This is a genomic window from Caldanaerobacter subterraneus, assembly GCF_004345675.1.
Classification (GTDB): Bacteria; Bacillota; Thermoanaerobacteria; order Thermoanaerobacterales; family Thermoanaerobacteraceae; genus Thermoanaerobacter; species Thermoanaerobacter subterraneus.
On sequence record NZ_SLWU01000001.1, the window covers coordinates 79870 to 104380 of the forward strand.

At 37.4% G+C, this 24511-nt stretch carries 22 protein-coding genes; 21 read left to right on the forward strand and 1 reads right to left on the reverse strand.

The window, feature by feature from the left end; all coding sequences use genetic code 11:
- The 7 genes from EV203_RS00430 to EV203_RS00455 all read left to right on the forward strand — a co-directional run bounded on the left by EV203_RS00430 (position 1) and on the right by EV203_RS00455 (position 7421).
- Positions 1-1119: a DUF362 domain-containing protein gene (locus EV203_RS00430; protein WP_043883728.1), complete on the forward strand. Its 1119-nt coding sequence runs from the start codon at positions 1-3 to the stop codon at positions 1117-1119.
- A 101-nt stretch (positions 1120-1220) separates the two neighbouring features.
- Entirely contained in the window at positions 1221-1376 is a 156-nt protein-coding gene (locus EV203_RS13350; protein WP_022587533.1) for a hypothetical protein, read from the forward strand.
- A 15-nt stretch (positions 1377-1391) separates the two neighbouring features.
- Positions 1392-2204, forward strand: a complete 813-nt coding sequence (gene pgeF, locus EV203_RS00435; RefSeq protein WP_022587532.1) for a peptidoglycan editing factor PgeF — start codon at positions 1392-1394, stop codon at positions 2202-2204.
- Between the two features lie 207 nt (positions 2205-2411).
- On the forward strand, positions 2412-5315 hold the full coding sequence (locus EV203_RS00440) for a sigma 54-interacting transcriptional regulator (RefSeq protein ID WP_132038825.1): 2904 nt from the start codon (positions 2412-2414) through the stop codon (positions 5313-5315).
- A gap of 73 nt (positions 5316-5388) precedes the next feature.
- Positions 5389-5865, forward strand: coding sequence for a PTS sugar transporter subunit IIA (locus EV203_RS00445; RefSeq protein WP_031313992.1), 477 nt, complete (start codon positions 5389-5391; stop codon positions 5863-5865).
- Between the two features lie 13 nt (positions 5866-5878).
- Positions 5879-6163 (forward strand): PTS sugar transporter subunit IIB, encoded by a 285-nt coding sequence (locus EV203_RS00450; RefSeq protein WP_201766462.1) that lies wholly within the window; start codon positions 5879-5881, stop codon positions 6161-6163.
- A 10-nt stretch (positions 6164-6173) separates the two neighbouring features.
- On the forward strand, positions 6174-7421 hold the full coding sequence (locus EV203_RS00455; protein WP_011024683.1) for a PTS galactitol transporter subunit IIC: 1248 nt from the start codon (positions 6174-6176) through the stop codon (positions 7419-7421).
- A 23-nt stretch (positions 7422-7444) separates the two neighbouring features.
- Here the strand turns inward: EV203_RS00455 and EV203_RS00460 are convergent, their stop codons facing one another.
- A complete protein-coding gene (locus EV203_RS00460; RefSeq protein ID WP_243700538.1) occupies positions 7445-8401 on the reverse strand; it encodes a sugar-binding transcriptional regulator in 957 nt (318 codons plus the stop codon).
- A gap of 174 nt (positions 8402-8575) precedes the next feature.
- Between EV203_RS00460 and rpe the strand changes: the two genes are divergently transcribed.
- The 14 genes from rpe (at position 8576) to EV203_RS00530 (ending at position 24507) form a co-directional block, all read left to right on the forward strand.
- Entirely contained in the window at positions 8576-9220 is a 645-nt protein-coding gene (rpe, locus tag EV203_RS00465) for a ribulose-phosphate 3-epimerase (protein ID WP_132038827.1), read from the forward strand.
- A gap of 3 nt (positions 9221-9223) precedes the next feature.
- On the forward strand, positions 9224-9583 hold the full coding sequence (locus EV203_RS00470) for a cupin domain-containing protein (RefSeq protein WP_022587529.1): 360 nt from the start codon (positions 9224-9226) through the stop codon (positions 9581-9583).
- 8 nt (positions 9584-9591) lie between these two features.
- Positions 9592-10563 carry a pyruvate dehydrogenase (acetyl-transferring) E1 component subunit alpha gene (gene pdhA, locus EV203_RS00475; protein WP_132038828.1) on the forward strand — a complete coding sequence of 324 codons (972 nt, stop codon included), beginning with the start codon at positions 9592-9594 and terminating at the stop codon, positions 10561-10563.
- Between the two features lie 2 nt (positions 10564-10565).
- Positions 10566-11546, forward strand: a complete 981-nt coding sequence (locus EV203_RS00480) for an alpha-ketoacid dehydrogenase subunit beta (protein WP_011024687.1) — start codon at positions 10566-10568, stop codon at positions 11544-11546.
- Between the two features lie 7 nt (positions 11547-11553).
- Positions 11554-12798 carry a dihydrolipoamide acetyltransferase family protein gene (locus EV203_RS00485; protein ID WP_132038829.1) on the forward strand — a complete coding sequence of 415 codons (1245 nt, stop codon included), beginning with the start codon at positions 11554-11556 and terminating at the stop codon, positions 12796-12798.
- Between the two features lie 22 nt (positions 12799-12820).
- On the forward strand, positions 12821-13150 hold the full coding sequence (locus EV203_RS00490; protein ID WP_011024689.1) for a hypothetical protein: 330 nt from the start codon (positions 12821-12823) through the stop codon (positions 13148-13150).
- 130 nt (positions 13151-13280) lie between these two features.
- A complete protein-coding gene (gene tkt / locus EV203_RS00495; protein ID WP_132038830.1) occupies positions 13281-15284 on the forward strand; it encodes a transketolase in 2004 nt (667 codons plus the stop codon).
- A 136-nt stretch (positions 15285-15420) separates the two neighbouring features.
- On the forward strand, positions 15421-18165 hold the full coding sequence (locus EV203_RS00500) for a sigma-54-dependent transcriptional regulator (protein ID WP_132038831.1): 2745 nt from the start codon (positions 15421-15423) through the stop codon (positions 18163-18165).
- A gap of 30 nt (positions 18166-18195) precedes the next feature.
- Positions 18196-18666 (forward strand): C39 family peptidase, encoded by a 471-nt coding sequence (locus EV203_RS00505; protein WP_279432241.1) that lies wholly within the window; start codon positions 18196-18198, stop codon positions 18664-18666.
- A gap of 329 nt (positions 18667-18995) precedes the next feature.
- A complete protein-coding gene (locus EV203_RS00510; protein ID WP_165911569.1) occupies positions 18996-20300 on the forward strand; it encodes an ABC transporter substrate-binding protein in 1305 nt (434 codons plus the stop codon).
- Positions 20301-20436: 136 nt separating this feature from the next.
- Positions 20437-21342, forward strand: coding sequence for a carbohydrate ABC transporter permease (locus EV203_RS00515; RefSeq protein WP_132038834.1), 906 nt, complete (start codon positions 20437-20439; stop codon positions 21340-21342).
- Positions 21343-21384: 42 nt separating this feature from the next.
- Positions 21385-22209, forward strand: a complete 825-nt coding sequence (locus EV203_RS00520; protein WP_132038835.1) for a carbohydrate ABC transporter permease — start codon at positions 21385-21387, stop codon at positions 22207-22209.
- Positions 22210-22228: 19 nt separating this feature from the next.
- Complete coding sequence (locus tag EV203_RS00525) at positions 22229-23242, forward strand: N-acetylglucosamine kinase (protein ID WP_132038836.1); 1014 nt, start codon at positions 22229-22231, stop codon at positions 23240-23242.
- Positions 23230-24507, forward strand: coding sequence for a neutral/alkaline non-lysosomal ceramidase N-terminal domain-containing protein (locus tag EV203_RS00530; protein ID WP_132038837.1), 1278 nt, complete (start codon positions 23230-23232; stop codon positions 24505-24507). Before EV203_RS00525 ends, EV203_RS00530 begins: the two co-directional genes overlap by 13 nt.
- Positions 24508-24511 lie beyond the last annotated feature (4 nt).

The window sequence follows — 24511 nt, forward strand, 5'->3', positions numbered from 1 at the left end:
ATGAAGGCAAAAGTGTACTACTATAACATGAGGGCAGATAAGGCATCCAGCAGTTTGGCTTCAAAGGTGGCGCGAATTTTTGACCTGGCAGGCTTTAAAAGCATAATAAACAAAAATGACCTGGTAGCGATAAAAATTCACTTTGGAGAAAAAGGGAACAATGCTTACATACATCCAATATACGTAAGAAAAATAGTGGACAAGGTCAAGAGCTACGGCGGAAAACCTTTTTTGACAGATACAAACACTCTTTACAAAGGCAGTCGTTCCAATGCGGTAGACCATTTGGTTACTGCCATTGAAAATGGCTTTGCCTATGCTGTTGTAAATGCTCCTATAATAATAGCAGACGGACTTTTGAGCAAAAACTCCATTGAGGTAAAAATTAACAAGAAGCACTTTGATACAGTAAAGATAGCTTCTGACATATTCTATGCTAACGCCATGATTGTCATGTCTCACTTCAAAGGTCATGAACTTGCGGGATTTGGCGGTGCTATAAAGAATTTGGCCATGGGATGCGCTCCTGCGGCAGGGAAACAGCAGCAGCACTCCACTGTAAAGCCTGTAGTGGGCAAAGGCTGTACCGCCTGTCAGATGTGTATAAGGAATTGTCCTGTAGGTGCCATATCTTTGGTTAACGGTTCTGCCTATATTGACCATTCAATATGCATAGGGTGTGGAGAATGCGTTTCAATGTGCCAGTATGGAGTTATTAAGCCTCAATGGGGAACAGATATGGACGCTTTTATAGAGAGGATGACAGAATACGCCTATGGGGCATATTCTGTTAAAAAAGGTAAAATCGCTTTTATAAACTTTGTGATGAATGTCACACCGCTTTGCGACTGTACTCCCTGGAGCGATGCGCCAATTGTTCCTGATGTTGGGATACTGGCTTCTTTTGACCCTGTTGCTATAGACCAGGCAAGCTATGACCTTGTAAACCAGCAATTTGGACATAGAGGTACAGCTTTGGAAGAAGCAGGGTATGGAATGGATCCGGGAGAGGACAAGTTTAAAGCGCTTCATCCCGAGACTAAAGGAGAGCTGCAGCTAAAATACGGAGAAGAGATTGGCTTAGGTACTAGAGATTATGAGCTCATAGAACTGAAATAGCAGGTTTATCCTGCTATTTTTTTAAAATTTTTAATGATTTTTGATAACGTTTGTTGTATTATATTAATAGAAAGGGAGTATCTACAAAGGAGAGGAATTTAATGGAAAAGTATTTTATAATAATTCCTATAATTTCAATGATAACAGTGGCACTGCTTTTCTTTATACAGGTGCTTTTTATAAAGTGGACGGATAAAATCTTTGGGATAAAGGAAGAAAAAGAGAAAAAAGGTGTGGAAGATAAAAAAGAAGAGTAGAAGGAGCGGGTGTCGTTGAAGATAGGCTTTAAGAGAAATGAAAAAAATGGAGTGGTTTTCTACACTATACCTTCCTTTGAAGAGACAGGAATTGTTAAGCACCTTTTTACTACGAGAATAGGTGGTGTGAGCAAGGGCAAATTTGCTTCTTTAAACTTGAGCCTTAAAAGATATGACTCGAAAGAAGAGGTATACGAAAATTTCAAGATAATATGCAGAATAGGGGAATTTACATGTGAAAACATGGTTTTTTCTGACCAGGTCCATGGTAATGTAGTGAGAAAAATCACATATGAAGATAGGGGCAAAAATTTTGGAAAAAATGATATTATAGGAGTAGATGGGCTTGTAACTAGCGAGAGAGGAATTCCACTTGTTACATTTCATGCCGATTGTGTGCCTTTGTTTTTCTTAGACCCTGTTAAAAAAGTTGTCGCTCTTTCTCATGCAGGGTGGAGAGGAACAGTGGCTTATATTGGACCAAATACAGTAGAAGTGATGAGAAAGGAGTATGGTTCAAATCCAAAAGACATACTGGTAGGAATAGGCCCCTCCATATACAAATGTTGTTATGAAGTGGGGGAAGATGTGGCAGAAAGAGTAAAAGAAGCGATTGAGGACTGGAAAGAGGTTCTTGTTAAAAAGTCTGATGGGAAATGGCTATTAGATCTGCAACATGCTAATTATATCGAACTTGTAAAAAATGGGATACCTGATGAAAACATCACTGTAAGCCACATATGCACTTCCTGCAATCTGGAGTTTTATTCTTACAGGAGAGATAAAGGCATAACAGGAAGTATGGCAGCTTTTGCAGAATTAAAGTAGTTTTTCTTTTATCCTATTTGTTCTGAGGATTAAATTTAGGAATGACCATTTACGTTTTATTCCACAAGACCTACTTCAAGGTCTTTTTTATTTTATCTAAAAAATTTTGTTCATGAGTTTTCTAGTTTACTAAATATTCGCCACAATTCATGCCACATTTGTGGTATACTTTTTGCAAAGTGAAATGTAAAGGGGGAGGCATTCATTATGCTGGATAGGATTTTCGAAATTATACAAAAAGAAGATAAGAAAAATCCTTTGACTGATGAGCAAATTGCTGCTCTTCTTAATATCAAAAGAGAAGACGTTACGCAATTTAGACTTAAAAACAATATCCCTGATTCAAGGGAAAGAAGAAAACCCTATTTGTTAGAAGATTTAAAGAAAATAATTGAAGAAGACCCAAGTATTTCAGATAGAAATCTTACTAAAAAGCTAAATCTTTTAGGCTACAACATATCTCGATTTGTAGTGTCACAGCTGAAAAAAGAAATTTTAAAAGAAATAAAAGTGGAAAGGAAGGTATATCTTAAAAACTTTGTACCAGAAGAAGATGTAGAAAGTCAAAAAGAAGAGATATTGTCTTTCAAAGATATAATTGGCAGTGAAGGAAGTCTTAAAGCACAGATAAGTTTAGCAAAAGCAGCAGTACTTTATCCTCCCCATGGTCTTCATACTTTGATAGTAGGTCCCCCTGGAGCAGGAAAAAGCCAGCTTGCTGAAGCTATGTACAATTTTGCAGTAGAATCAGGCCGCTTTAAAGAAGGTGCTCCTTTTGTTGTGTTTAACTGCGCCGATTATGCAGATAATCCACAACTTCTAATGGCACAGCTCTTTGGGTACGTCAAAGGAGCTTTTACCGGAGCTGATACAGAAAAAAGAGGGTTAGTAGAAAAAGCAAATGGAGGCATACTTTTTCTGGATGAAGTTCACAGGCTTCCTAGTGAAGGGCAAGAAATACTCTTTTATCTTTTAGATAAAGGCAAATTTAGGAGATTAGGGGAAACAGAGAGTACTAGAGAAGCGCAAATTATGCTCATTGCTGCTACCACTGAAAATCCAGAATCAGCACTTCTTCTGACTTTTAGAAGAAGAATTCCTGTTCTGATTGAACTTCCATCTCTTTCCGAAAGACCTCCTCATGAAAGATATGAGATAATCTATAACTTTTTCACAAAGGAATCTGTGCGTCTTAATAAGACTATTGTGATTAAAAAAGAGGCTTTAAAGGCTTTGATGCTATATGAGTGCCCAGGTAATTTAGGACAATTGCGGAGTGATATTCAGGTTGCCTGCGCAAAAAGCTTTCTAGCGTCACTTGGTAGTAAAAGTTCTTCTTTAGTTGTGGATGTTTCTGACCTTCCAAATCACGTCAAAATGGGCCTCTTTAGACTGAATAAAAGAGATCCTGAAATAGAAAGGTATTTGGGAGAGGACCTTGTCGTCTATCCTGACAAGAAGGTAAAAATATTTCCAAAAGAAGACAGGTATATGCTTCCTGACGAAATATACCAATTTATAGAAGAAAGGTTTATTGACTTAAAAAGACAGGGGCTTACAAAAGAAGAAATAGATAAAATTCTAAGCAAGGAAATGGAGATAGAGCTTAAAAAATTTGCTGCAAGTGTTAAAACCAGCATTTCAATTTCAAAGAAAGAGCTTGTAAATGTAGTAGGAGAAAAGATTGTGAATGCAGTCGAAAAAGCCTATGAAATCGCTAAGAGAAGTTTTAAGAATTTGGAGGATAATCTCTTTTACTCTCTTGCTATTCACTTGAGCGCGACGTATGAAAGGATATTGGGCGGCAAGCCCATCTTTAATCCTCAACTGGAGAACATAATCAGAGAATATCCTTTGGAGTATTCCACAGCTAAGATTATGGCTAAAGAAATAAATAAAGAGCTTGGAATTGAGCTTCCCGAGGAAGAGATAGGGTTTATAGCTATGTACTTAAAGACTTTTTCAGGAGAAAAGCCCGTGGAAGGGGGAAGAGTGGGGGTAATTGTCTTGACTCACGGACATGTGGCAAGCAGTATGGCAGAGGTGGCTAATAGGCTTTTGGGAGTTAATCATGCTATAGGTATAGACATGGCTTTAGATGAAAAACCCGAAAAAGTTCTTGAGAGGACAATTGAGGTTGTAAAAAGAATAGATGAAGGTAAGGGTTGCATTATACTAGTAGATATGGGTTCTCTTGTAACCTTTGGTGAAATTATAACAAAAAGAACTGGAATACCTACGAGAGTTGTAGCAAGAGTGGATACTGTGATGGTGTTAGAGGCAGTGAGAAGAGCTATTATACCTGAGACTACTTTAGATGAAATAGCAGATGCTATAGACAGTGAAAAGTCATATGTAGGGAAGGTAGAAACACTTTTTGACAAAAAGCCTTCCAAAGCTATTGTGACAGTATGTATAACTGGAGAAGGTACAGCCCTTAAAATAAAAAAGTACATTGAAGATTTGATTCCAGAACTTAAAGAAAATTACAAAGTAATTCCTGTCGGTATGCTAAGACAAGAGGATATAGCAAAAGAGATAGAAAAAATAAGAAAAGAAAATGATGTGGCAGCATTTGTAGGTACAATAAATCCCGGCATAGAAAGTATACCCTTCATATCTGTAGAAGAAGTTTTAAAAGGAGATGGGGTAGAAAAGATAAAGAAGATAATAGGGCTTAAAAAGGAAAATCCGCTAAAAGAGGTAATTGACAAGGAGCTAATTTTCTTAGATGTAGATGCTTTTGTCAAAAGCGACGTGATAGATTTGCTGGCAGAAAAACTCTATGAAAAAGGATATGTGGATGACAGGTTTTTATTAAGCGTATATAAAAGGGAAGCTATGGGAGCTACTATTTTAAACGATGGAATAGCCATACCCCATGGTTACCCAGAACATGTCATAAAACCAGCCATAGCTATTGCAAAATTGAAAGAGCCTATATATTGGGAAAAGGACCTCATGGCAGATTTAGTATTTATGATAGCGTTGAAAGAGGAGTCGAAAGAGTATTTTATGTATCTATATCATGTTTTAACAGATCAAAATAGCATAAATAAATTGAAGGGAGCGCGAAATCCTGATGAAGTAAGAGAGATTCTTACGAGTTAGTACAATACATGTCAAAAAGATGGCATAATTCTTGCTATATAAAATTTGCGAGATAACGAGGAGGTTGTATTTGATGAAGCTTACAGAGTTTTTCCACAAAGAATTGATTGTTACTAATTTACAGGCCAATAACAAAGAAGAAGTTTTTGAGGTTCTCTTTAATAAATTATTAGAGAATGGGTACGTAAAAGAAAGTTTTTTAGAAGGGATAATGACCCGCGAAAAGAATTTTCCCACAGGGCTTCTTTTAAATGGCAATAATGTTGCTATTCCCCATACAGATCCAGAACATGTTTTAAAACCTGCAATTGCAGTAGCTACTCTCTCAAAGCCAGTGGTATTTAAAAATATGGCTAATCCTCAAGAAGATGTAAATGTAAATATAGTATTTATGATAGCTCTAAATGCAGCTCACAGTCAAGTAGAGCTATTGCAGCGACTTGTTGAAATGATTCAAAACGAAAATTTACTTGAAGAAATTTTAAAAGCGAAAGGTGGTGATGAAGTTGTAAAAATAATAGAAAGTTATCAGACATTAGAAAAGGAGTGAGAAAATGGTTAGTATGAGGAAAAAGACAATATTAGTGGCATGCGGAACGGGAATTGCAACTTCTACGGTGGTAACAGAAAAAATATTGGAAGCTGCAAAAAAGGAGAACTTGGATGTAAATATCATACAGTGTAAAGTATCTGAGATAAAAAGCTACGCAGAGGATGCAGATTTTATAGTCACTACGACAATACTAAAAGATAGTTTTGGGAAAAAAAGTATAAATGCACTTCCTCTTATAACAGGTATAGGAGAAGAACAAGTATTGAAAGAAATTATTGAAGAAATAAAGAAGTGAGGTGTAATCTATGAGTATTATCAAATATATTTTGGATTTGGGAGCAACAGTAATGCTTCCAATAATAATTTTCTTACTGGCCCTTATATTAGGAGAAAAACCAGGTAGAGCTTTCAGATCAGCACTTACTATAGGAATAGGTTTTGTGGGGATAAATCTAGTAATTGGATTACTCGTTAATAACCTCGGTCCTGCGGCTCAAGCAATGGTAGAACATATGGGAGTTCATCTTAACGTAATAGACGTCGGTTGGCCTGCTTCTGCAGCAATTGCTTTTGCCTCAAAAGTAGGAGCTTTTGTTATTCCTATAGGTCTTTTAGTAAATATAATAATGCTTGCTACCAGACTTACAAAAACTGTAAACGTAGACTTATGGAATTATTGGCATTTCGCATTCACTGGAGCTTTAGTGACAGCTGCTACAGGAAGCCTAACATGGGGATTGGTTGCAGCAGCAATAAATGCCGCGATTGTTTTATTGCTAGCCGACTGGACAGCAAAAATGGTACAGGATTTCTATGGCTTACCAGGTATATCACTTCCACACGGATTTTCTGCGGCTTATGTTCCAATAGCCATTCCTCTTAATAAACTCATAGACAAAATCCCAGTTATAAACAAAATTGAAGCGGACACAGATACAATAAACAAAAGATTCGGCATTTTTGGTGAACCTATTGTGATAGGATTAATTTTGGGTGTTGTTCTAGGTATATTGGCAAAATACGATGTGAAAGGAATTTTAAACTTGGGTATTTCAATGGCTGCTGTAATGCTTTTACTGCCCAGGATGGTACGAATTTTAATGGAAGGATTAATCCCTATCTCTGAAGCAGCAAAAGCTTTTATGCAAAAGAGATTTCAAGGCAGAGAATTTTACATTGGACTTGATTCTGCAATAGCTGTTGGACACCCTGCTGCAATAGCCACAGCATTGGTATTAGTTCCCATAACTATACTTCTTGCAATAATATTGCCTGGTAACCATGTGTTGCCTTTTGGTGATTTGGCTACAATTCCTTTTATGGTAGTTATGGTTGTACCGGTAACTAAGGGTAATGTCTTTAGGTCTATATTGATTGGTACAATAGTTATAGGAGTGGGATTGTGGATTGCAACAAATGTGGCTCCTTTGTTTACTCAGGTTGCTGCAGAAGCTGCCTTCAAGTTCCCAACTGGAGCTACAGAAATATCCAGCATATGCGATGGTGCTAATCCTTTGACATGGGTGATTTTGCAGATAATGAGGCTATTTTAAAAAATGGGAGGGCTTCCTCCCATTTAATTTTCAATTAAATAGTGAGCTACTTCTATATCTGTGACAAGTATATCTATCCATTTTCCTACTAAAGCAGCTTTTACAATTTCTTTTTTATGAAGGCCACCTGCTACACCCATCATGATTCTGGCACTTTTACGTATTTTAGATAAATTGCCTGCAATTAATCGTTCGTGGATGGGGTGAGATACTATTCTGCCACTTGCATCAATAAAGTGCAGGGCAATGTCTCCTATTGCTCCTACTTTCTCTAGATCTTTTATTTCATCGACAGTGATGTAGTTGTATTCCAGAATTGTAGAATTCCATAGGCTTCCTAAGCCTACCAAAGCTATATCTATATTTTCACTTTTCTCAATTACTTGACTTACAAGTGGATTTTTTAAAAAGACTTCTTTTTCATGTTTATTGCTTGCAAAAGCAGGAGCGTGTAGTAACAGACATTTTCCGCTTATTGCAGAAGATATCTGCATGGCAATGTGGTTACTAAGGAGAGATGGAGTATGTCCCATTCCACCTATTAAAGGTACTACTGTAGTATCAGGGTAGTAAATAGGTATTAAGTGGTTTGCAAGTGCTGAAAGAGTTTTACCCCAGGACACGCCTATTACGTCATTAGGTTCTAGTATGGAAATAAAGTAGTTAGCAGCTGCTTTTCCAAGTTCTACAATATCAGCATCCGACATAACAGCTTTTTTAATCACTTTTACGCCTTTTAATCTGTATTTTTTCTGGATTTCTTCTTCAAGTTCTTTTACCCCAGATGTAGATGTTAGGACCTCTACTCTAACAAGGCCTAATTCTTCCGCCTTTTTTAAAAGTTTTGAAACCCATGGCCGAGAAATTTGTAGCTTATCAGCTATTTGCTGCTGTGTTAGACCATAAGTATAATACAATTCCGCTACCAAACTTATTTTTTGAAAAAGATGTAAATCTTTGTCTATTTTCATTGTTTTCATCACCGTCTAATTTTGTTTAATTTGCTCTCCTTAATCTTATCACAGTCAAGTAATTATTACAAGATTTTGTCTATCTTTTGCTTGACTTTTTAAAAAAGATAAGTTAAACTAAATAATAAGGAGCACGATTGATATCAATAGGAACATTTGTTACTAAATTTATGGAGGGCAAAAATGAAGATTTCAGCTTCTATATTGGCCGCTGATACAGCTTTTTTAGGTAAGGAAGTTTTAGAACTGGAAAAATTAGGTATAGATTTTATTCATGTGGATGTTATAGACGGTCACTATGTAAATAATTTCGGATTTAGCCCTAAAACTGTTAAAGATTTAAGACGAATAACTGACTTACCAATAGAAGTTCATTTGGAAATATTAAATCCAGAAAACTATGTCGAAATATTTTCAGAAGCTGGGGCAGATATTATAATAGTCCAATTTGATACTTGTAGCCATCCTTTGCGAATTTTAAGAAAAATCAAGGCTTTAGGTAAAAAAGCTGGTGTTGCTTTAAGCCCATGTGTTTCTTTTGAAAGCTTAAGATGGTGTTTAAATGATGTGGATTATTTGTTGTTCATGAGTGTGGAACCCGGGTTTGGGGGACAAAATTTTGAAACTTTTACCATAGACAAGATAAAATTAGCGAAAGTTCAACTGAAAGAGATGGGGTTTTCTATTCCCATAGGGGTGGATGGAGGAGTAAATTTAGGCAATATAAACTTACTGAGAGAAGTGGGGGTAGATATTGTAGTGGTAGGAAGTGCACTATTTTTAAATGAAAACAAAGAAAGATTTATTTTCCAAGTAAAAGGAGGTTAAGAAATGATTGTATCTCACAAAGACAAAAAAACACCTTCCAAATTGGAAGGGGAATTAAAAAACGTAGTAAAAAGAATTTTAATTACTCCCCAGGATGGATGGGAAGGCTGGGTTATGAGACATTTTGAAATAGGTCCGGAAGGTTATACACTAAAACACAGTCATCCTTGGCCTCACATAAATTACATTATAAAAGGCCAGGGAATGCTTTATGTAGATGGGAAAGAGTATGAAATAACAGGAGGGTCTTTTGCTTATATACCCTCTAATGCCCTTCATCAGTTTGTAAACATGGGAGAAGAGGTACTTGAGCTTATATGTATAGTGCCAGAAGAAGGAGAAAGTGAAATTAAAAGGAGGTAGAATTGACTATGGAACTTTCAAAAGAAAAATTGCTGTGGATGTACAAAAAAATGGTTCAAATAAGACAGTTTGAGCTAAAGACAGATGAGCTTTATAAGAAAAATATGATATGGGGGACATACCACCTGTACGTGGGAGAGGAAGCTGCTGCAGTTGGAGCTTGTGCCGCATTAGAGCCCACGGACTATATAACGAGTACTCACAGGGGACATGGGCATACAATAGCAAAAGGTGCGGATTTGAAGAGGATGATGGCAGAGCTTCTTGGCAAAGAGACGGGGCATTGCAAAGGAAGAGGAGGTTCAATGCACATAGCAGATATTTCTACAGGCCATTTGGGTGCGAATGGAATCGTAGCTGGAGGAATTCCCATAGCTACAGGCGCGGCTTTAGCTTCTAAATTAAGAGGAGATAAAAGAGTTACGTTATGCTTTTTTGGTGATGGTGCAGCAAATACAGGAGCATTTAATGAATCTCTAAATATGGCAGCAATATGGCAATTACCAGTTGTATATTTCTGCGAGAATAATCAGTATGCTATGTCTGCACCAGTAAATAAATTTACTGCTGTAAAAAATATTGCTGACAGAGCAGCATCTTACAATATGCCTGGTGTAATAGTAGATGGGAATGATGTGTTAGAGGTATACAAAGCGGTAAAAGAAGCAGTGGACAGAGCAAGGAAAGGTGAAGGGCCTACACTTATAGAAGCAAAGACTTATAGATGGTTTGGACATTCTAAGAGTGATCCTAGAGTATATAGGACTAGAGAAGAAGAAGAGGAATGGAAGAAAAAAGATCCTATAAAGAGATTTGCAGAAAAACTGCTTTCAGAAGGAGTGGCAACAGAAGAGGAATTAAAGAAAATAGACGAAGAGGTTGCAAAAGAGATAGAAGAGGCCTATCAATTTGCAGTAGAAAGTCCTGAACCCATGGTAGAAGACCTGGCAAAATACGTTTATGCAGAGGAGGGAGAGTAAAGATGGCAGAAAAGCTCTATATAGAAGCGCTGGCAGAAGCAATAAAAGAAGAGTTTGAAAGAGACCCTAACGTTTTTATGATGGGCGAAGATATAGGAATATATGGAGGAGCTTTTGGAGTAACAAAGGGTATGTATCCTAAGTACAAAGACAAACTAATAGAGACACCAATTTCAGAAGCTAGCATAGTAGGTGCAGGAGTAGGTGCAGCTCTTGTAGGTATGCGACCTATTGTAGAAATAATGTTTTCTGACTTTATGATGGATGCGATGGAGTGGATAGTAAACCAGGCTGCAAAACTAAGGTATATGACAGGAGGACAACTTAAAGTACCTCTTGTAATAAGGTCTCCTATGGGTAGTGGGACAGGTGCAGCAGCACAGCATTCTCAAAGTTTGCCTGCCATGTTTGCCCACATACCGGGTCTTAAAGTAGTGATGCCTGCAACTCCTTATGATGTAAAGGGGCTTTTTAAAGCGGCTGTAAGGGATGACAACCCAGTAATATTTTTTGAGCATAAACTCCTCTATTGGACAAAAGGGGAAGTGCCTGAAGGAGACTATATAGTTCCAATAGGAAAAGCCGATGTGAAAAGAGAGGGGAAAGATATAACCATAATAGCTGGGTCTATAACAGTAATAAGGTCACTAGAGGCTGCAGAAAAATTAAAAGGTGAAGGAATAGATGTAGAAGTAATAGATGTAAGGAGCTTGTCACCACTTGATACAGAAACTATAGTAAACTCAGTAATAAAGACAGGTAAAGTGCTGATAGTAGAGGATGACAACAAAAGCTATGGTTGGGGTGCGGAAGTTTTGTCGAGAATTGTAGAAAGTGATGCTTTTGACTATCTCGACTACCCAATACAGAGATTGGGTGGGAAGGATGTGCCAATTCCTTACAATCCCAAGTTAGAGAGAGCGGCTGTACCTCAAGTAGAAGACATAATAGAGGCAGTAAAAGCTATATTTGGCAAGGAGTGATTGAAGGATGGCAAATGTAAAACTTATGCCTAAGTTAGGTATGACTATGACAGCTGGCAAAGTAGTTAGATGGTTGAAAAAAGAAGGTGAAAAAGTAGAAGCAGGAGAGCCTCTTTTGGAAATAGAAACTGACAAAGTTACAATGGAAGAAGAAGCAGGTTACACAGGGACTCTTTTAAAAATTCTTGTAAGAGAGGGAGAAGAAGTTCCTATAAATCAGCCTATAGCTATAATAGGAGGAGAAGGAGAAGACATAGAAGAGATACTAAAAACGTTAAAAGTCTCTGAGGGAGTTGAAGAAGAGAAAAAAGAAGAGAAGATAAAAGTAAAAATAGAGGAGAAGCCAGAAGAGGTGAAAAGAGAAGAAATATCTAAACCAAGAGCTACACCGGCAGCAAGGAAAATAGCAAGGGAACATGGGATAGACCTGTCAGAAGTAATAGGCTCTGGAGCTCACGGCAGAATTCATAGGAAAGATGTAGAAGAATATATTAGAAAGCGTACTGAAATAGTGCCTTCACAAGTAACAGTAGAACAAAAAGTAGAGAAAAAAGAAGAAATACCCTCTTATAGAGTTATTCCTTTCACAGGAATGAGAAAAATAATAGCAGAAAAAATGCAAAAAAGTATAAATACAGCTCCTCATTTTTATGTTACTATGGAAGTAAAGATGAGAGAAATTTTAAAATTGAGAGAGACATTAAATAGTAAATTGAAAGAGGATGAAGCAAAAATTAGCCTTAATACCCTGCTTATGAAAGCTGCTGGAATAGCAATAAAAGATTATCCGATATTTAATTCTTATGTAGAGGAAGGCCAGATAATTTTAAGGAATGAAATAAATATAGGATTGGCGGTAGCTTTGGATGAAGGACTAATTGTACCTGTTATAAGGGAAGTAGACAAAAAAGGATTGAAAGAAATAGCAGGGGAAGAAAAAGAACTTATTCAGAAAGCAAGAGAAGGAAAATTAACACCTGATGAGTATACTGGAGGAAGTTTCACAATCTCTAATTTAGGTATGTTTGATGTAGTAAGATTTACAGCCATAATTAATCCTCCAGAAGTAGCGATTTTAGCTGTAGGTAAAGTAAGGGAAATTCCCGTTGTAGAAGAAGGACAAATCGAAATAGAGCCGATAATGGAAATGACTTTATCTTCAGATCATAGAGTAATAGACGGTGCTCTCGCGGCTAAATTTTTGAGAAGGATAAAAGAAATTTTAGAAGATCCCTTACAGTTTATGTTGTAAAAAAAGCGAGGATGTGAGTTTTATGTACACTTACATGAAAGGAATGCTTTACTGCCTTTACTGCAAAAAGGAGACTGAACATACGATAGTCTATGAAGGAGATATGATAAAAAAGATAAAGTGCGATGAATGTGGAACAGAATTGGAGATAGACAAGGAAAAGGCGAAGAAAAACTATACAGAAGATTTTATAAATAGAATATTTACAAAACCACAACGTATGACTGAGGAGTTGCAAAAAGACCTTACTGCTTTTCTACTTTCACTTCCCATAAGGATTGTCACTAAGCCGTACAGGGTTCTGGAGGAAGTTAAAGAACAAATTGATAAAATTAGAAGGAAAGATATATAACAATGATTTTTTTAAAATCTACCCTTCCCTTATAATAATGGGGAAGGGAATTTTACATTGTTTTTCAGCAGTTTTCGTGTATAATAATATTAAAGAAATAAGGCAAAATATAGTTCAAGGAGGAGAAAACATGGCAGAGAGAATAGAGCAGTTGGCCATAAACGCTATAAGAGTGCTGTCTATTGATGCCATTGAAAAGGCGAAATCAGGCCATCCCGGGATGCCAATGGGAGCAGCTCCTATGGCGTATGTGCTTTGGACAGAGTTTATGAATCACAATCCTCTCAATTCTAAATGGTTCAACCGCGACAGGTTTGTCCTGTCAGCAGGACATGCTTCAATGCTTCTGTATGCGCTTTTGCACCTTTCAGGCTACAAAGTTTCCATGGAAGACATAAAGAATTTCCGCCAGTGGGGGTCAAAAACTCCTGGGCATCCGGAGTACGGCCTTACTGATGGAGTAGAGGCGACGACTGGACCTTTAGGGCAGGGCCTTGGGATGGCAGTAGGAATGGCAATGGCTGAACGTTTCCTTGCCAATAAGTATAACCGCGGTTCTTACAACATAATAGACCACTATACATATGTAATTGCAAGCGATGGAGACCTAATGGAAGGGATATCTCACGAAGCAGGTTCATTGGCAGGCCATTTAAAGCTTGGCAAACTGATTGTGCTTTACGATTCTAACGATGTAACCTTGGATGGAGACAGGCACTTATCCTTTACAGAAAGTGTTGCAGATAGGTTCAAAGCCTATGGATGGCAGGTTTTAAGAGTCGATGATGGCAATGACCTTGACGCTATAAGAAATGCTATAAGTGAAGCTAAGAAAAACACAGAACAGCCTACCTTAATTGAAGTAAAGACCGTCTTGGGTTACGGGGCTCCCAATAAAGCAGGCAAATCTGATGCACACGGGGCTCCACTAGGTGAAGAGGAGGCTCGTTTGGCAAAAGAATATTATAAATGGGAGTATGAACCTTTCTTTATTCCAGAAGAAATATACGAGCATTACAGAGCTAAAGTTCTTGAGAGAGGCAAAAAGGCAGAAGAAGAATGGAATAAACTGTTTGAGGCTTATAAAAAAGAATATCCTGAATTAGCAAAAGAGTTAGAAGATGCCATAAATGGAAACCTTCCAGAAGGCTGGGACAAAGACATGCCTTCTTATGATAAAGGGGCTTATGCGACGAGAGATGTATCTGGAGAGATGATAAATGCTTTAGCAAAAAATATCCCCTACTTCATAGGTGGCAGCGCAGATCTTGCAAGTTCTAACAAGACAGCTATAAAAGGAGAAAAGCCCTTTGGGCCTACCAGCAATTACACTGGAAGAAATATATGGTTTGGCGTAAGGGAATTTGGAATGGCTACAGCTTTGAATGGGATGGCACTCCACGGAGGACTTAAAGTCTATGGCGGAACATTCCTAGTATTTAGCGACTATCTCCGCCCCGCTTTAAGGCTTTCAGCTTTAATGGGAGTACCTGTAACTTATGTATTTACACATGACTCAATCGCTGTAGGAGAAGATGGGCCTACACATCAGCCAGTAGAGCATCTTGCGGCATTTCGCGCAATGCCAAATGTGTCAGTTATAAGGCCAGCAGACGGGAATGAGACAAGAGCTGCATGGAAATTAGCAGTGCAGTCTAAGAATGTACCCACGGTTTTGATTTTGACAAGGCAAAAACTTCCAATTCTTCCCACAACAAAAGAAAGAGCTGAAGAAGGCGTGGCAAAAGGTGCTTATATAGTATCAGACGGCGAAAAGGAAACTCCTGATATCCTTCTTTTGGCATCTGGATCAGAAGTATCTTTAGCAGTTGAAGTGCAAAAGAAGTTAAAAGAAGAAGGGATAGACGCAAGAGTGGTGAGCATGCCCTCATGGGATAGATTTGAGGAACAGGACAAGTCCTACAAGGACTACATACTGCCTCCAAATGTTAAAAAGAGACTGGCTATTGAAGCGGCAGCACCTCTTGGATGGGAGCGCTATGTAGGAGATGAGGGTAAAGTATTGGGGGTAAATACATTTGGCGCTTCTGCTCCGGGAGAAAAACTGATGGAGGAATACGGGTTTACAGTGGACAGAATAGTAAAAGAGGCAAAAGAGCTGCTCAGGAAGTAAATAAATTTACAAGATTTAGGGAGTTTTACGCTGCTCCTGCTTTATAGGCAGGGGCAGTTTTATTTTCCTCTAAAATTTTTTCGCTTTCTATGGTATACTTTTTATTAAACATACACGAAAAAAGGGGAGATTCTCCTTGACAAATAAGGAGAAAGTTTTTAATCTGGTCAAAGAGCTATCCCAGAATATAAATGTAAAGGAGAAAAAGGGCATAACTGCTCAGGAGGTAGCCCGGAAATTAAATCTGAGAAGAAATGTAGCAAGTCACCTTCTAAACGAACTTCACAAGGAAGGTAAGTTAATAAAAATTAACACAAGGCCTGTGTATTTTGTAGATAGGGAAATTTACGAAAAGAGGGCAAAGGAGTTTAAGGATACTACAAAGGATGTAAGCACTTCCTTGAAATCTTCATCAGAAGATCCTTTTGTAAAGCTTGTAGGCTACAACGGCAGTTTAAAAGAACAGGTAAAACTGTGCAAATCTGCTGCTTCATACCCGCCAAACGGACTTCCTATTTTGCTTACTGGTAGTACAGGAGTAGGGAAAAGCTATATTGCTCAGCTAATTTATGAGTACGCCAAGTATATAGGAGTTATAGATGAAAATGCGCCGTATGTGATATTTAACTGCGCAGAATATGCAAATAATCCTGAACTTTTGTCTGCTAATTTATTTGGTTATGTAAAAGGGGCATTTACAGGGGCTGACAGGGACAAACCAGGCCTTTTAGAAGAGGCTGATGGAGGTTATCTGTTCTTAGATGAAGTGCACAGGTTACCTCCTGAAGGGCAGGAAAAACTCTTCCTCTTTATGGACAAAGGCATATTCCGAAGGCTGGGAGAGACGAACAACTGGAGAACGGCAAAGGTAAGATTTGTATTTGCTACTACTGAAGACCCTGAAAAGACTTTTACAAAAACTTTTTTAAGAAGGATTCCTTTGGTGGTCCACATACCTTCTTTTGATGAAAGGCCTTTGCACGAAAGATTGCAATTAATTTACAATTTTTACAGAAATGAAGCAAGAAATTTAGGGATGGATATTTTAATAAGTAAACAGGTTTTGAATGTGCTTTTAAAGACAAAGGTTTCAGGGAATATCGGTAAACTTATAAATGTCATAAAATATAGCTGTGCCCAGGCTTACAGCCATATTATCAAGAGCAAAACCAATATTTTAAGAATTCACCTTTATGACCTTCCTAAGGAAATGCAGACGGACCTTGATATAGTAAAAAGTAACTTCCACTTCAATGGAATGCTCATTTCTCACAATAAAAAGGATGAAGGTTTGTCCTGGGAAAAGGATGACAATAGAGAGATATACAGTGCTTTAAACAAAATGTTTGAACTTTTTAAGGAATATCAAAATAATGGCATTGCTTCTGAAGAGTTTAAGAAAAACGTGTTGGTTTATTTAAACGAACTGACGGATACTATAATTTTCAAGAATGACAGCAGCTATATAGATTCAATAGTCTTTAACGCTATCAAAAATGTTGTAGAAAATGTTCTCAATATAATGCAAAACATGTATGGAATTAAATATTATGGCAATTCTGTTCTTGTCCTGTCTCATTTTATCAATTACCTTTTGAGTGATGTGACTTATGAGAAGTATTCTGAGAGCATAGAGTCAGCTTTGGAGATATTGAAAAATATCTTCCCGAAAGAGTTTATAATAGCAAACAAAATGGCGGATCTGATAGAGGTAAACCTCGATATTAAACTCAACAAGATTGCTGTGGCATATTTTACACTTTATGTAAGAAGTTTAAACAAGACTGAGTCAGCAAATTTGATAAATTCCATAATAATCGCTCACGGGTATTCTACTGCCAGCAGCATTGCCAGCGTTGCTAACAGGCTTTTGGGACAGTTTGTCTTTGAAGCTTTTGACATGCCAATTGAGATGTCTACACAGGAGGTAATGGCAAGGGTTCAGGAGTATCTAAAAAATATTGATACCTCAAGAGGAGTTATCATTCTTGTTGACATGGGTTCTTTAGAGGAGATATACAAATCTTTAACTGACATTGTGGAAGGAGATATAGCGATTATAAACAACATAACAACGCAGCTGGCTTTGGATGTTGGGAATAGAATACTTCAAAATCAGCCTCTGGAGCAGATTGTTACAGAGGCGATACAGAGGAACAGTATTACCTATAAGTTTATTAAAACAGAGAGAAAGAAAATCTCTATACTTACAACTTGTATTACAGGAATTGGAACTGCAGTTAAGATAAGGGATTTACTATACGAATGTTTAAAAGGTGAAAAAATAGAAATAATTGCATACGACTTTAACAGATTAAGAGGAAATGGTATTGGGGATGAGATTTTCAAAGCCTATAATGTGAAACTAATTATAGGTACTGCGGATCCGGGAATAAAGGATGTACCTTATTTATCTTTAGAGGATTTAATCACAGGGAACGGGGAGGTATTGTTAAAGAGGGTTTTAGAAGGGGTTGTCGATAATGAGGTTATAGAAAAGGTAAATCAGGCAATAGTCAAACACTTTTCGTTGCAGAATGTGCTTCAATATCTTACGTTCCTTAATCCTGCTAAAATAATTGACCAGGTAGAAAAAGCTATCAGTGATTTGGAAATTTATCTGGGATTCAAATTTCCAAATAGTCTTAAGATAAGTCTTTATATTCATGTGAGTTGTATGATAGAAAGATTGATAATGAAAGACCCTATCAATTGTTACGAAAATATTGAAGAATTTGAAAAGTGTCATAGACACTTCATAGAAGGTGTAAAATCTTCTTGTAGTGTAATAGAAGAAACCTACAAAGTGGATATTCCACTATCAGAAATTGGGTTTATATACGATATAATCCGCTCAAAGGTAAAAGATGTAGCTATTTGAAAGTGCCAGCAGTGTTACACTGTCTGGCATATTTTTTACTCCTTTACCTGTGGTCCTACCTCTCTCAGAATGCTTATGGGGTATTACAATGAATGGCATTCATTAGAAGAAATTGCACTTTATATGGAGCAAATTGGAAACAGCCTATATTATGGAGGTGTAGGAGGGGATACAATAGTAGAGGCTGCTCGGCATTTTGGGTTTAAAGAGGCGAAATTAAAATATGGATGGGAGGAATTGAAAAAATCCATAGCTTCAGGAAATCCCTGTATTGTATATCTCAGGATAAGAGCGGGAGATTATCCACGGTATTATCTGGATGACAAGCCAGTATATACCAATTTTACAGGGGGACACTGGGTAGTTGTTTGTGGGTTGGAAGCTGATGAAAATGGGAATGTAAAATATGTAGTAGTCAATGATCCGGCAAGTGGGGCTAATCCTAAAAATTTACACCCTTGTCCTTCGATACAGCATGGTCGAGATTTAGGCTTTTGGTAATACTGAGGGAGGGAGAGAAAGCAGAACAGTGTCATAGACACTTTTCTTCGGGATTTTAAATTTCTTTGCAGTGTAATAAAAAATTGTTGATTGTTAAATAGATATAGACCATGCCAACGGTTACTACACTTGTTGGCATGGTTTTTGCAATTATTTTTTAGCGGAAAATGTGATATGCTTATTTTATGGAGAAAGTGTGGGACTACAGCAAGTATTTTCAGTAAACGATTGACAGTTTGAAGAAAAAGGAGGGAGAAGGGCGGGAAGAAGAAAAACATTTTAGATTTTTCAAATTTTAAGATTTTTACATGAGGAGGGAGCCATTTATAATGAGAAAATTTATTGCTTTACTAGTAGTGATGGCGTTGATAATTGGTGCTATGGCAGGATGTGCTACTAAAACCAGTCAAAAAGAGCAGCAGCCTTCTCAGGAGGCTCAACAGCCCACTCAGCCGCAAGTCACTATAAAATTCTGGCAGGCTGGTGGAGACACAGCAGGTGCAGCTGAAAAAATGTCTGAACTCATCAAAAAGTTTGAAGAGAAACATCCAAACATTAAGGTAGAGTATATGGCAATTCCATGGGCAGAGGAACCTCATAATAAGTTCCAGACAGCTATAGTAAGCGGTGAAGTAGCTGATTTGCTGATAGTAGGATCTCCTTTTGACCACGTTCTCGCAAGCAGTGGAGCGATAATTCCTTTAGACCAGTTTATAGATGAAGAATTGAAAAAAGATCTGATGGATGTCTTTTCAAGAGAAGGAATTTATCACGGCAAGAACAAGGACCTTGATGGCAAATTAATCTCTATACCTATGTTTGGTGATGTTAGAACGATTGTATATAACAAAGACATCTTCAAGAAAGCAGGAGTGCCTGAGCCTACAGAATCTTGGACATTAGAAGAATTTAAGCAAAATGCTTTGAAACTCACAAAAGATGGCGTGTACGGATTTGGCACTTCTGGAAGATATGCATCCCAATGGTTGCCATTTGTATGGGACAAAGGTGGAGAAATACTCAACCAGGAAATGACAGAAGCAACTATTACTACTCCAGAATGGAAAGAAGCATGGGAATATTACATTGAGCTTATCAACAAAGCTAGTATGCCGGGTTCGGTAAATGTTAACTTGGCAGAGATTCAGAAATTGTTTGCACAGGAAAAAGTAGCAATGTTTGTAACCACACAGGACTATGTAGAAGAGCTCATGAAAGATCCCAACTTAAAAGATAAAATAGGTGTTGGACAGATGCCTCATGACAAATATCAGACAGCTTTTGCTGGAGCAGATGTTTTTGTGATTACTAAGCAATCTAAGCATCCAAAAGAAGCTTGGGAACTTTTAAGATTCCTAGTATCCACGGAGAACCAGCTAGAGTATTGTAAGACTGTGGGATTCTTACCTGCAGTTAAGTCAGCAGCTAGCGATCCTTACTTTACAAATGACCCTGTTAAAAAAGGCTTCTTGCAGGCTCTTGAACATGGTAAATTCTATGTGAAGTCAGACAAGGCAAATGGTATAACTACGATACTGCGTGCAGAGATTCAGAATGCTATTACTGGTAAAAAGTCAGTCCAAAAAGCTTTGGAAGATGCAAAACAAGCCATAGATTTACTTCTAAATTCTTAACACTTCAAGTAAATGAGGGAGAGGGGAGCCTTAATTCAGAATTTGTTCCTCTCTCCTGTAATAAATTTAGGTGCCTACAAATTGATCTTGTTTCCAGAAGAAATTTGCGGAAGAGAGAATTCATATTAGGAAAGTGGTGGAGGAAAAGATGATCGTTACAAATAGAAAAGAGAAAGTTGGATATTACTTATTCTTGTTGCCAGCCTATTTGATTTTTGCAGTATTTATTTTTTGGCCTGTGGTTCACTCTTTGTATCTTTCTTTTTTCAAATATAACATAGTTACAATTACTTCTCCACAATTTGTGGGATTGAGGAATTATCTATATTTACTCAAAGACGAGGTTTTCTGGATAAGTTGCAAAAACACCTTGTTTTTTGTGATAGGTACTGTTCCTGTGAAGATGTTTTTAGGCCTTTTGGCTGCAATGCTTCTCAATAGAAAGGATTTGAAATTTAAAGCTTTCTACAGAACCTGCTTTTATATTCCTGTGGTAGTCTCTATGGTAGCAATTTCCATCGTGTGGATGCTTCTTTTCAACCCGGGTCCAAATGGAGTAGTAAATATTTTGCTTTCAAAATTTGGAATTCAGCCGCTAGGTTGGATAGCAGATTCTAAACTTGCGCTGCCTACAGTGATGTTGCTAGTAATATGGAAAGATTTGGGTTATATTATGGTAATTTACTTAGCAGGGCTTATGGCAATTCCCGATGAAATTTATGAAGCGGTGGCATTAGATCCCGTGAGCTCGTGGCAGAAATTTTGGTATATTACATGGCCTTTATTAAAACCAACAACGATCTTTATACTTATCACCCAGGTGATAGATTCATTCCAGGTATTTACTCCAATTTATGTGATGACAGAAGGAGGACCGGGCTATAGTAGTACTACTATAGTAAATTACCTATATGATAAAGGTTTTAGAGAATACGAGATGGGAATTGCATGTGCAGTAGCATACCTGTTATTTGTGGTGTTACTTGTTTTAACCATACTGCAGAACAAACTTTCTAAAGCAGAAGAAGTATCTTACGACTAAATGACGAGAATACGAAAATTTACCTGAAGAGAGGGATGCAAAGTGAAAAAACTGTTGCTTTATTTAATATTGACTTTAATTGCCTTTTTGATGCTTTCCCCACTGTTATGGATGGTATCTACTTCGCTTTCTAAGGACTCTGTAATTGTATCTACAAGCCTTATCCCAAAAGAATTTACTTTAGAAAATTATGTAAAAGCATGGAATTTTCCTCGTATATTCAATAAAGATGTGACTTTTGGCACATTCTTTTTGAATAGCATAATAGTGACGGTATGTCTTGTTATAGGAGGACTTTTTTTTGACTCGCTGGCGGGATATGTTCTTGCTAGAAAGGATTTCCCGGGAAGAAGTTTGTTTTTCTATGCTGCCCTTATAACCCTTATGATTCCCTTTTATGTTACAGCAATACCTATGTTTCTTATAGTTAAAGGATTGGGCTGGATTAATACCTATCAGGGTTTAATTGTTCCCTTCCTATCATCTGGGTTTGGGATATACATGTTTAAACAATATTTCCAGACAATTCCTATTGAATTGGAGGAAGCTGCAAAAATAGATGGTTATTCAGACTTCTGGATTTACGCCCGAGTGATAGTGCCTCTTGCCAAGCCAGCATTTGCAACAATGGGAATTTTAAAGTTTTTGTGGTCATGGAACATGTTCTTTTGGCCTTTGATCGTTACTACAGATATCAAGATGAAGGTATTGCAGCTAGGGCTTACAATGTTTAGGGGTCTTAATGTGACTCAATGGGGACTTCTTACAGCAGGTATGACCATGGCAACACTGCCTACTATTTTGGTATACTTGCTTTTCCAGAGATACTTTACAAGTGGTTTGATAGCAGGCTCTTTAAAAGGCTAAAAAGTGGGGTCGAAATAGCATGAAAATTTTTGCTGGGTACGACTGCGGAGGCAGTAAAACAAAGTGCATTATTGCAGATGAAAATGGAGAAATCTTGGCCAGTGCGGAAGAGGGGCCTTCAAATTTTCTTTCTTGCGGTTATGAAATTGCAAGAAAATCCATAAAGGAATGCACCCGACAGGCTCTAATAAAGGCGGGTTTGGAAGAAGATCAAAAAATTTACAGTGCCTATATAGGGTCAGCATCTGTTGAGTTGTTTTCTCAAAATGAAAGGATTTATAACTTTTTCAGGAGTTGTGTTAATGCAGAGCATCTGGGGATAAACAACGATGCCTATATAGCTTGGTATGGGACTACTTTTGGAAGTACAGGAATCATATCAATAGCAGGTACTGGGGCAGTGACTTACGGAATACGCGAAGACGGGAGTTGGAAAAAGGTAGGAGGATGGGGATATCTTATAGGAGATGACGGCTCAGGATATTCGTTAGGGAGGAAAGCTCTTCAATTAGCAGTGAAGTCATATGATGGAATAATTGAAAAAAATAGATTTGAAGAGGAGATATCAAAGTTTTTTAATTTGGATTCCATGAGAGACCTTGTAGGAATGTTGTATCAGGACCCCTACAAAGGAGTGAAGATAGTAGCTTCTGCTGCCACATGTGTTTTTAAATTATTCGATGCCAACTATTGTTTAGCGATAGAACTCATAGATAAGGCAGTTTCTCAGATTGCCGATTCAATATATGCAGTTTATTCTTCGCTGGATTTAAGAAACCAATTTATCAAAATAGGAGTATCGGGAGGAGTATTTTACGGAGGAGGAAGTAAATTACTAGATCTTCTTCAAAGTAAACTTATAGAGCGTGGGGTGGAAAAGTTCTGCCTCACCTTCCCTCACATACCTCCTGAGGTTTCAGCGCTGTTACTTTCTTACAGCCAAGTAAAACATCAAGATTACGAGAAGATAAAGCAGGCTATCTTATGCCGATTCAAAAACAACAATGAGGTGGATCAAAATTGCGTATTCTAGGAGGATATGGAGAAAGAGTGATTACACCTCCTTTCCTGGGAATTATGGCAGGATATGATAAAAGAAAAAGCCCGGCAAAAGGAGTTCATGATGACCTTTATGTTAAATGCTTGGTTTTTAAAAAAGAAGAGGAAATATTTGTTTTATTTTCACTTGACGTTTTAGGGGTGGACAAAAAACTTGTTGACGAAATAAAAACGCAGGTTAAATCTCTTGTGAATATCCCTGGCGAGCACATTCTTGTATGTGCTACTCATACCCATAGCGGTCCTTCAGAAATATTTTGGGGAAAAGATAATTTTAACCCTGAATACTGGAATTTTGTAGTTTCACAATGTAAGAATAGTTTTGAAGAAGCACTTAATGACCTGAAAGAGTCTGCTTTATGGTACGGAAAGAAGGAAATTTATGGAATTGGTTCAAAAAGAAATGCGTACAGCGCTGAAAGAAGAGAAGAAGGCATTAAATGCAAATTTTTTGAAGTAAGAAGGGAAAAAGATGAGATTGCCATAGTTAATTTTCCTTGCCACCTTACAGTATTAGATGAAAATAATCTTTACTATTCCAAAGATTTAGTCCAGGGATTAAAGTTGGAGCTGGAGGAAAATAAGATAAAAAAGTTTGTATTTATAAATGGAGCTGCTGGGGATATAAGTACCCGATTTTACAAAAAGGAATCTACGTTTGAAGAAGCGGAAAGATTGGGGCGTGTACTGGGGAAAGAAATATTAGGTGAAAGACCGCGGATGAAGAAAATTGAGATTAACGAGCCAAAATGGGCAAAAGAAATTGAGCTTTTATTGAAATACAAAAGGAATTTCTCGAAAGAAGAAAAAGAGCGCAAAAAAGCTGAAATACTGCAAATTCTTGCTCAGATAAATGATAAGAGGGCCAGAAGAGACTTGGAGTCTGCATTGATAGTTCTAGAAAGGCCGGATAGGGACTTTTCAAAAATTCCTGAAGTTATTAAAAGAGGGGAAGATTTTCTAAAAAAAATAAAAATAAGTCTATGGAAAATGGGAGATATTGTTTTTGTAGGGGTTCCTTTTGAAATTTATTATGATACGGGGCTTAAAATTGAAAAAATGGTGAAGGAAAAATATAAAAAAGCTGTAGTACTGGTACTGGGATACTGTGGTGGGTATGAAGGTTATATCCCTCCCTCAGAGAATTTTTCTCGAATTTCCTATGAAGTAATCGCATCTCCCTTTGAAGAAGATGCAGAAGAAGAAATGCTTGAAGCGCTAAGAAAAGAACTAAATTAGAGCG

Coding starts and splice junctions, on each gene's coding strand:
- EV203_RS00430 (WP_043883728.1), top strand. CDS start 1: ATGAAGGCAAAAGTGTACTACTATAACATGAGGGCAGATAAGGCATCC.
- EV203_RS00440 (WP_132038825.1), top strand. CDS start 2,412: ATGCTGGATAGGATTTTCGAAATTATACAAAAAGAAGATAAGAAAAAT.
- rpe (WP_132038827.1), top strand. CDS start 8,576: ATGAAGATTTCAGCTTCTATATTGGCCGCTGATACAGCTTTTTTAGGT.
- EV203_RS00480 (WP_011024687.1), top strand. CDS start 10,566: ATGGCAGAAAAGCTCTATATAGAAGCGCTGGCAGAAGCAATAAAAGAA.
- EV203_RS00525 (WP_132038836.1), top strand. CDS start 22,229: ATGAAAATTTTTGCTGGGTACGACTGCGGAGGCAGTAAAACAAAGTGC.
- EV203_RS00485 (WP_132038829.1), top strand. CDS start 11,554: ATGGCAAATGTAAAACTTATGCCTAAGTTAGGTATGACTATGACAGCT.
- EV203_RS00445 (WP_031313992.1), top strand. CDS start 5,389: ATGAAGCTTACAGAGTTTTTCCACAAAGAATTGATTGTTACTAATTTA.
- pdhA (WP_132038828.1), top strand. CDS start 9,592: ATGGAACTTTCAAAAGAAAAATTGCTGTGGATGTACAAAAAAATGGTT.
- EV203_RS00460 (WP_243700538.1), bottom strand. CDS start 8,401: ATGAAAACAATGAAAATAGACAAAGATTTACATCTTTTTCAAAAAATA.
- EV203_RS00510 (WP_165911569.1), top strand. CDS start 18,996: ATGAGAAAATTTATTGCTTTACTAGTAGTGATGGCGTTGATAATTGGT.
- EV203_RS00455 (WP_011024683.1), top strand. CDS start 6,174: ATGAGTATTATCAAATATATTTTGGATTTGGGAGCAACAGTAATGCTT.
- EV203_RS13350 (WP_022587533.1), top strand. CDS start 1,221: ATGGAAAAGTATTTTATAATAATTCCTATAATTTCAATGATAACAGTG.
- tkt (WP_132038830.1), top strand. CDS start 13,281: ATGGCAGAGAGAATAGAGCAGTTGGCCATAAACGCTATAAGAGTGCTG.
- EV203_RS00450 (WP_201766462.1), top strand. CDS start 5,879: ATGAGGAAAAAGACAATATTAGTGGCATGCGGAACGGGAATTGCAACT.
- EV203_RS00490 (WP_011024689.1), top strand. CDS start 12,821: ATGTACACTTACATGAAAGGAATGCTTTACTGCCTTTACTGCAAAAAG.
- EV203_RS00470 (WP_022587529.1), top strand. CDS start 9,224: ATGATTGTATCTCACAAAGACAAAAAAACACCTTCCAAATTGGAAGGG.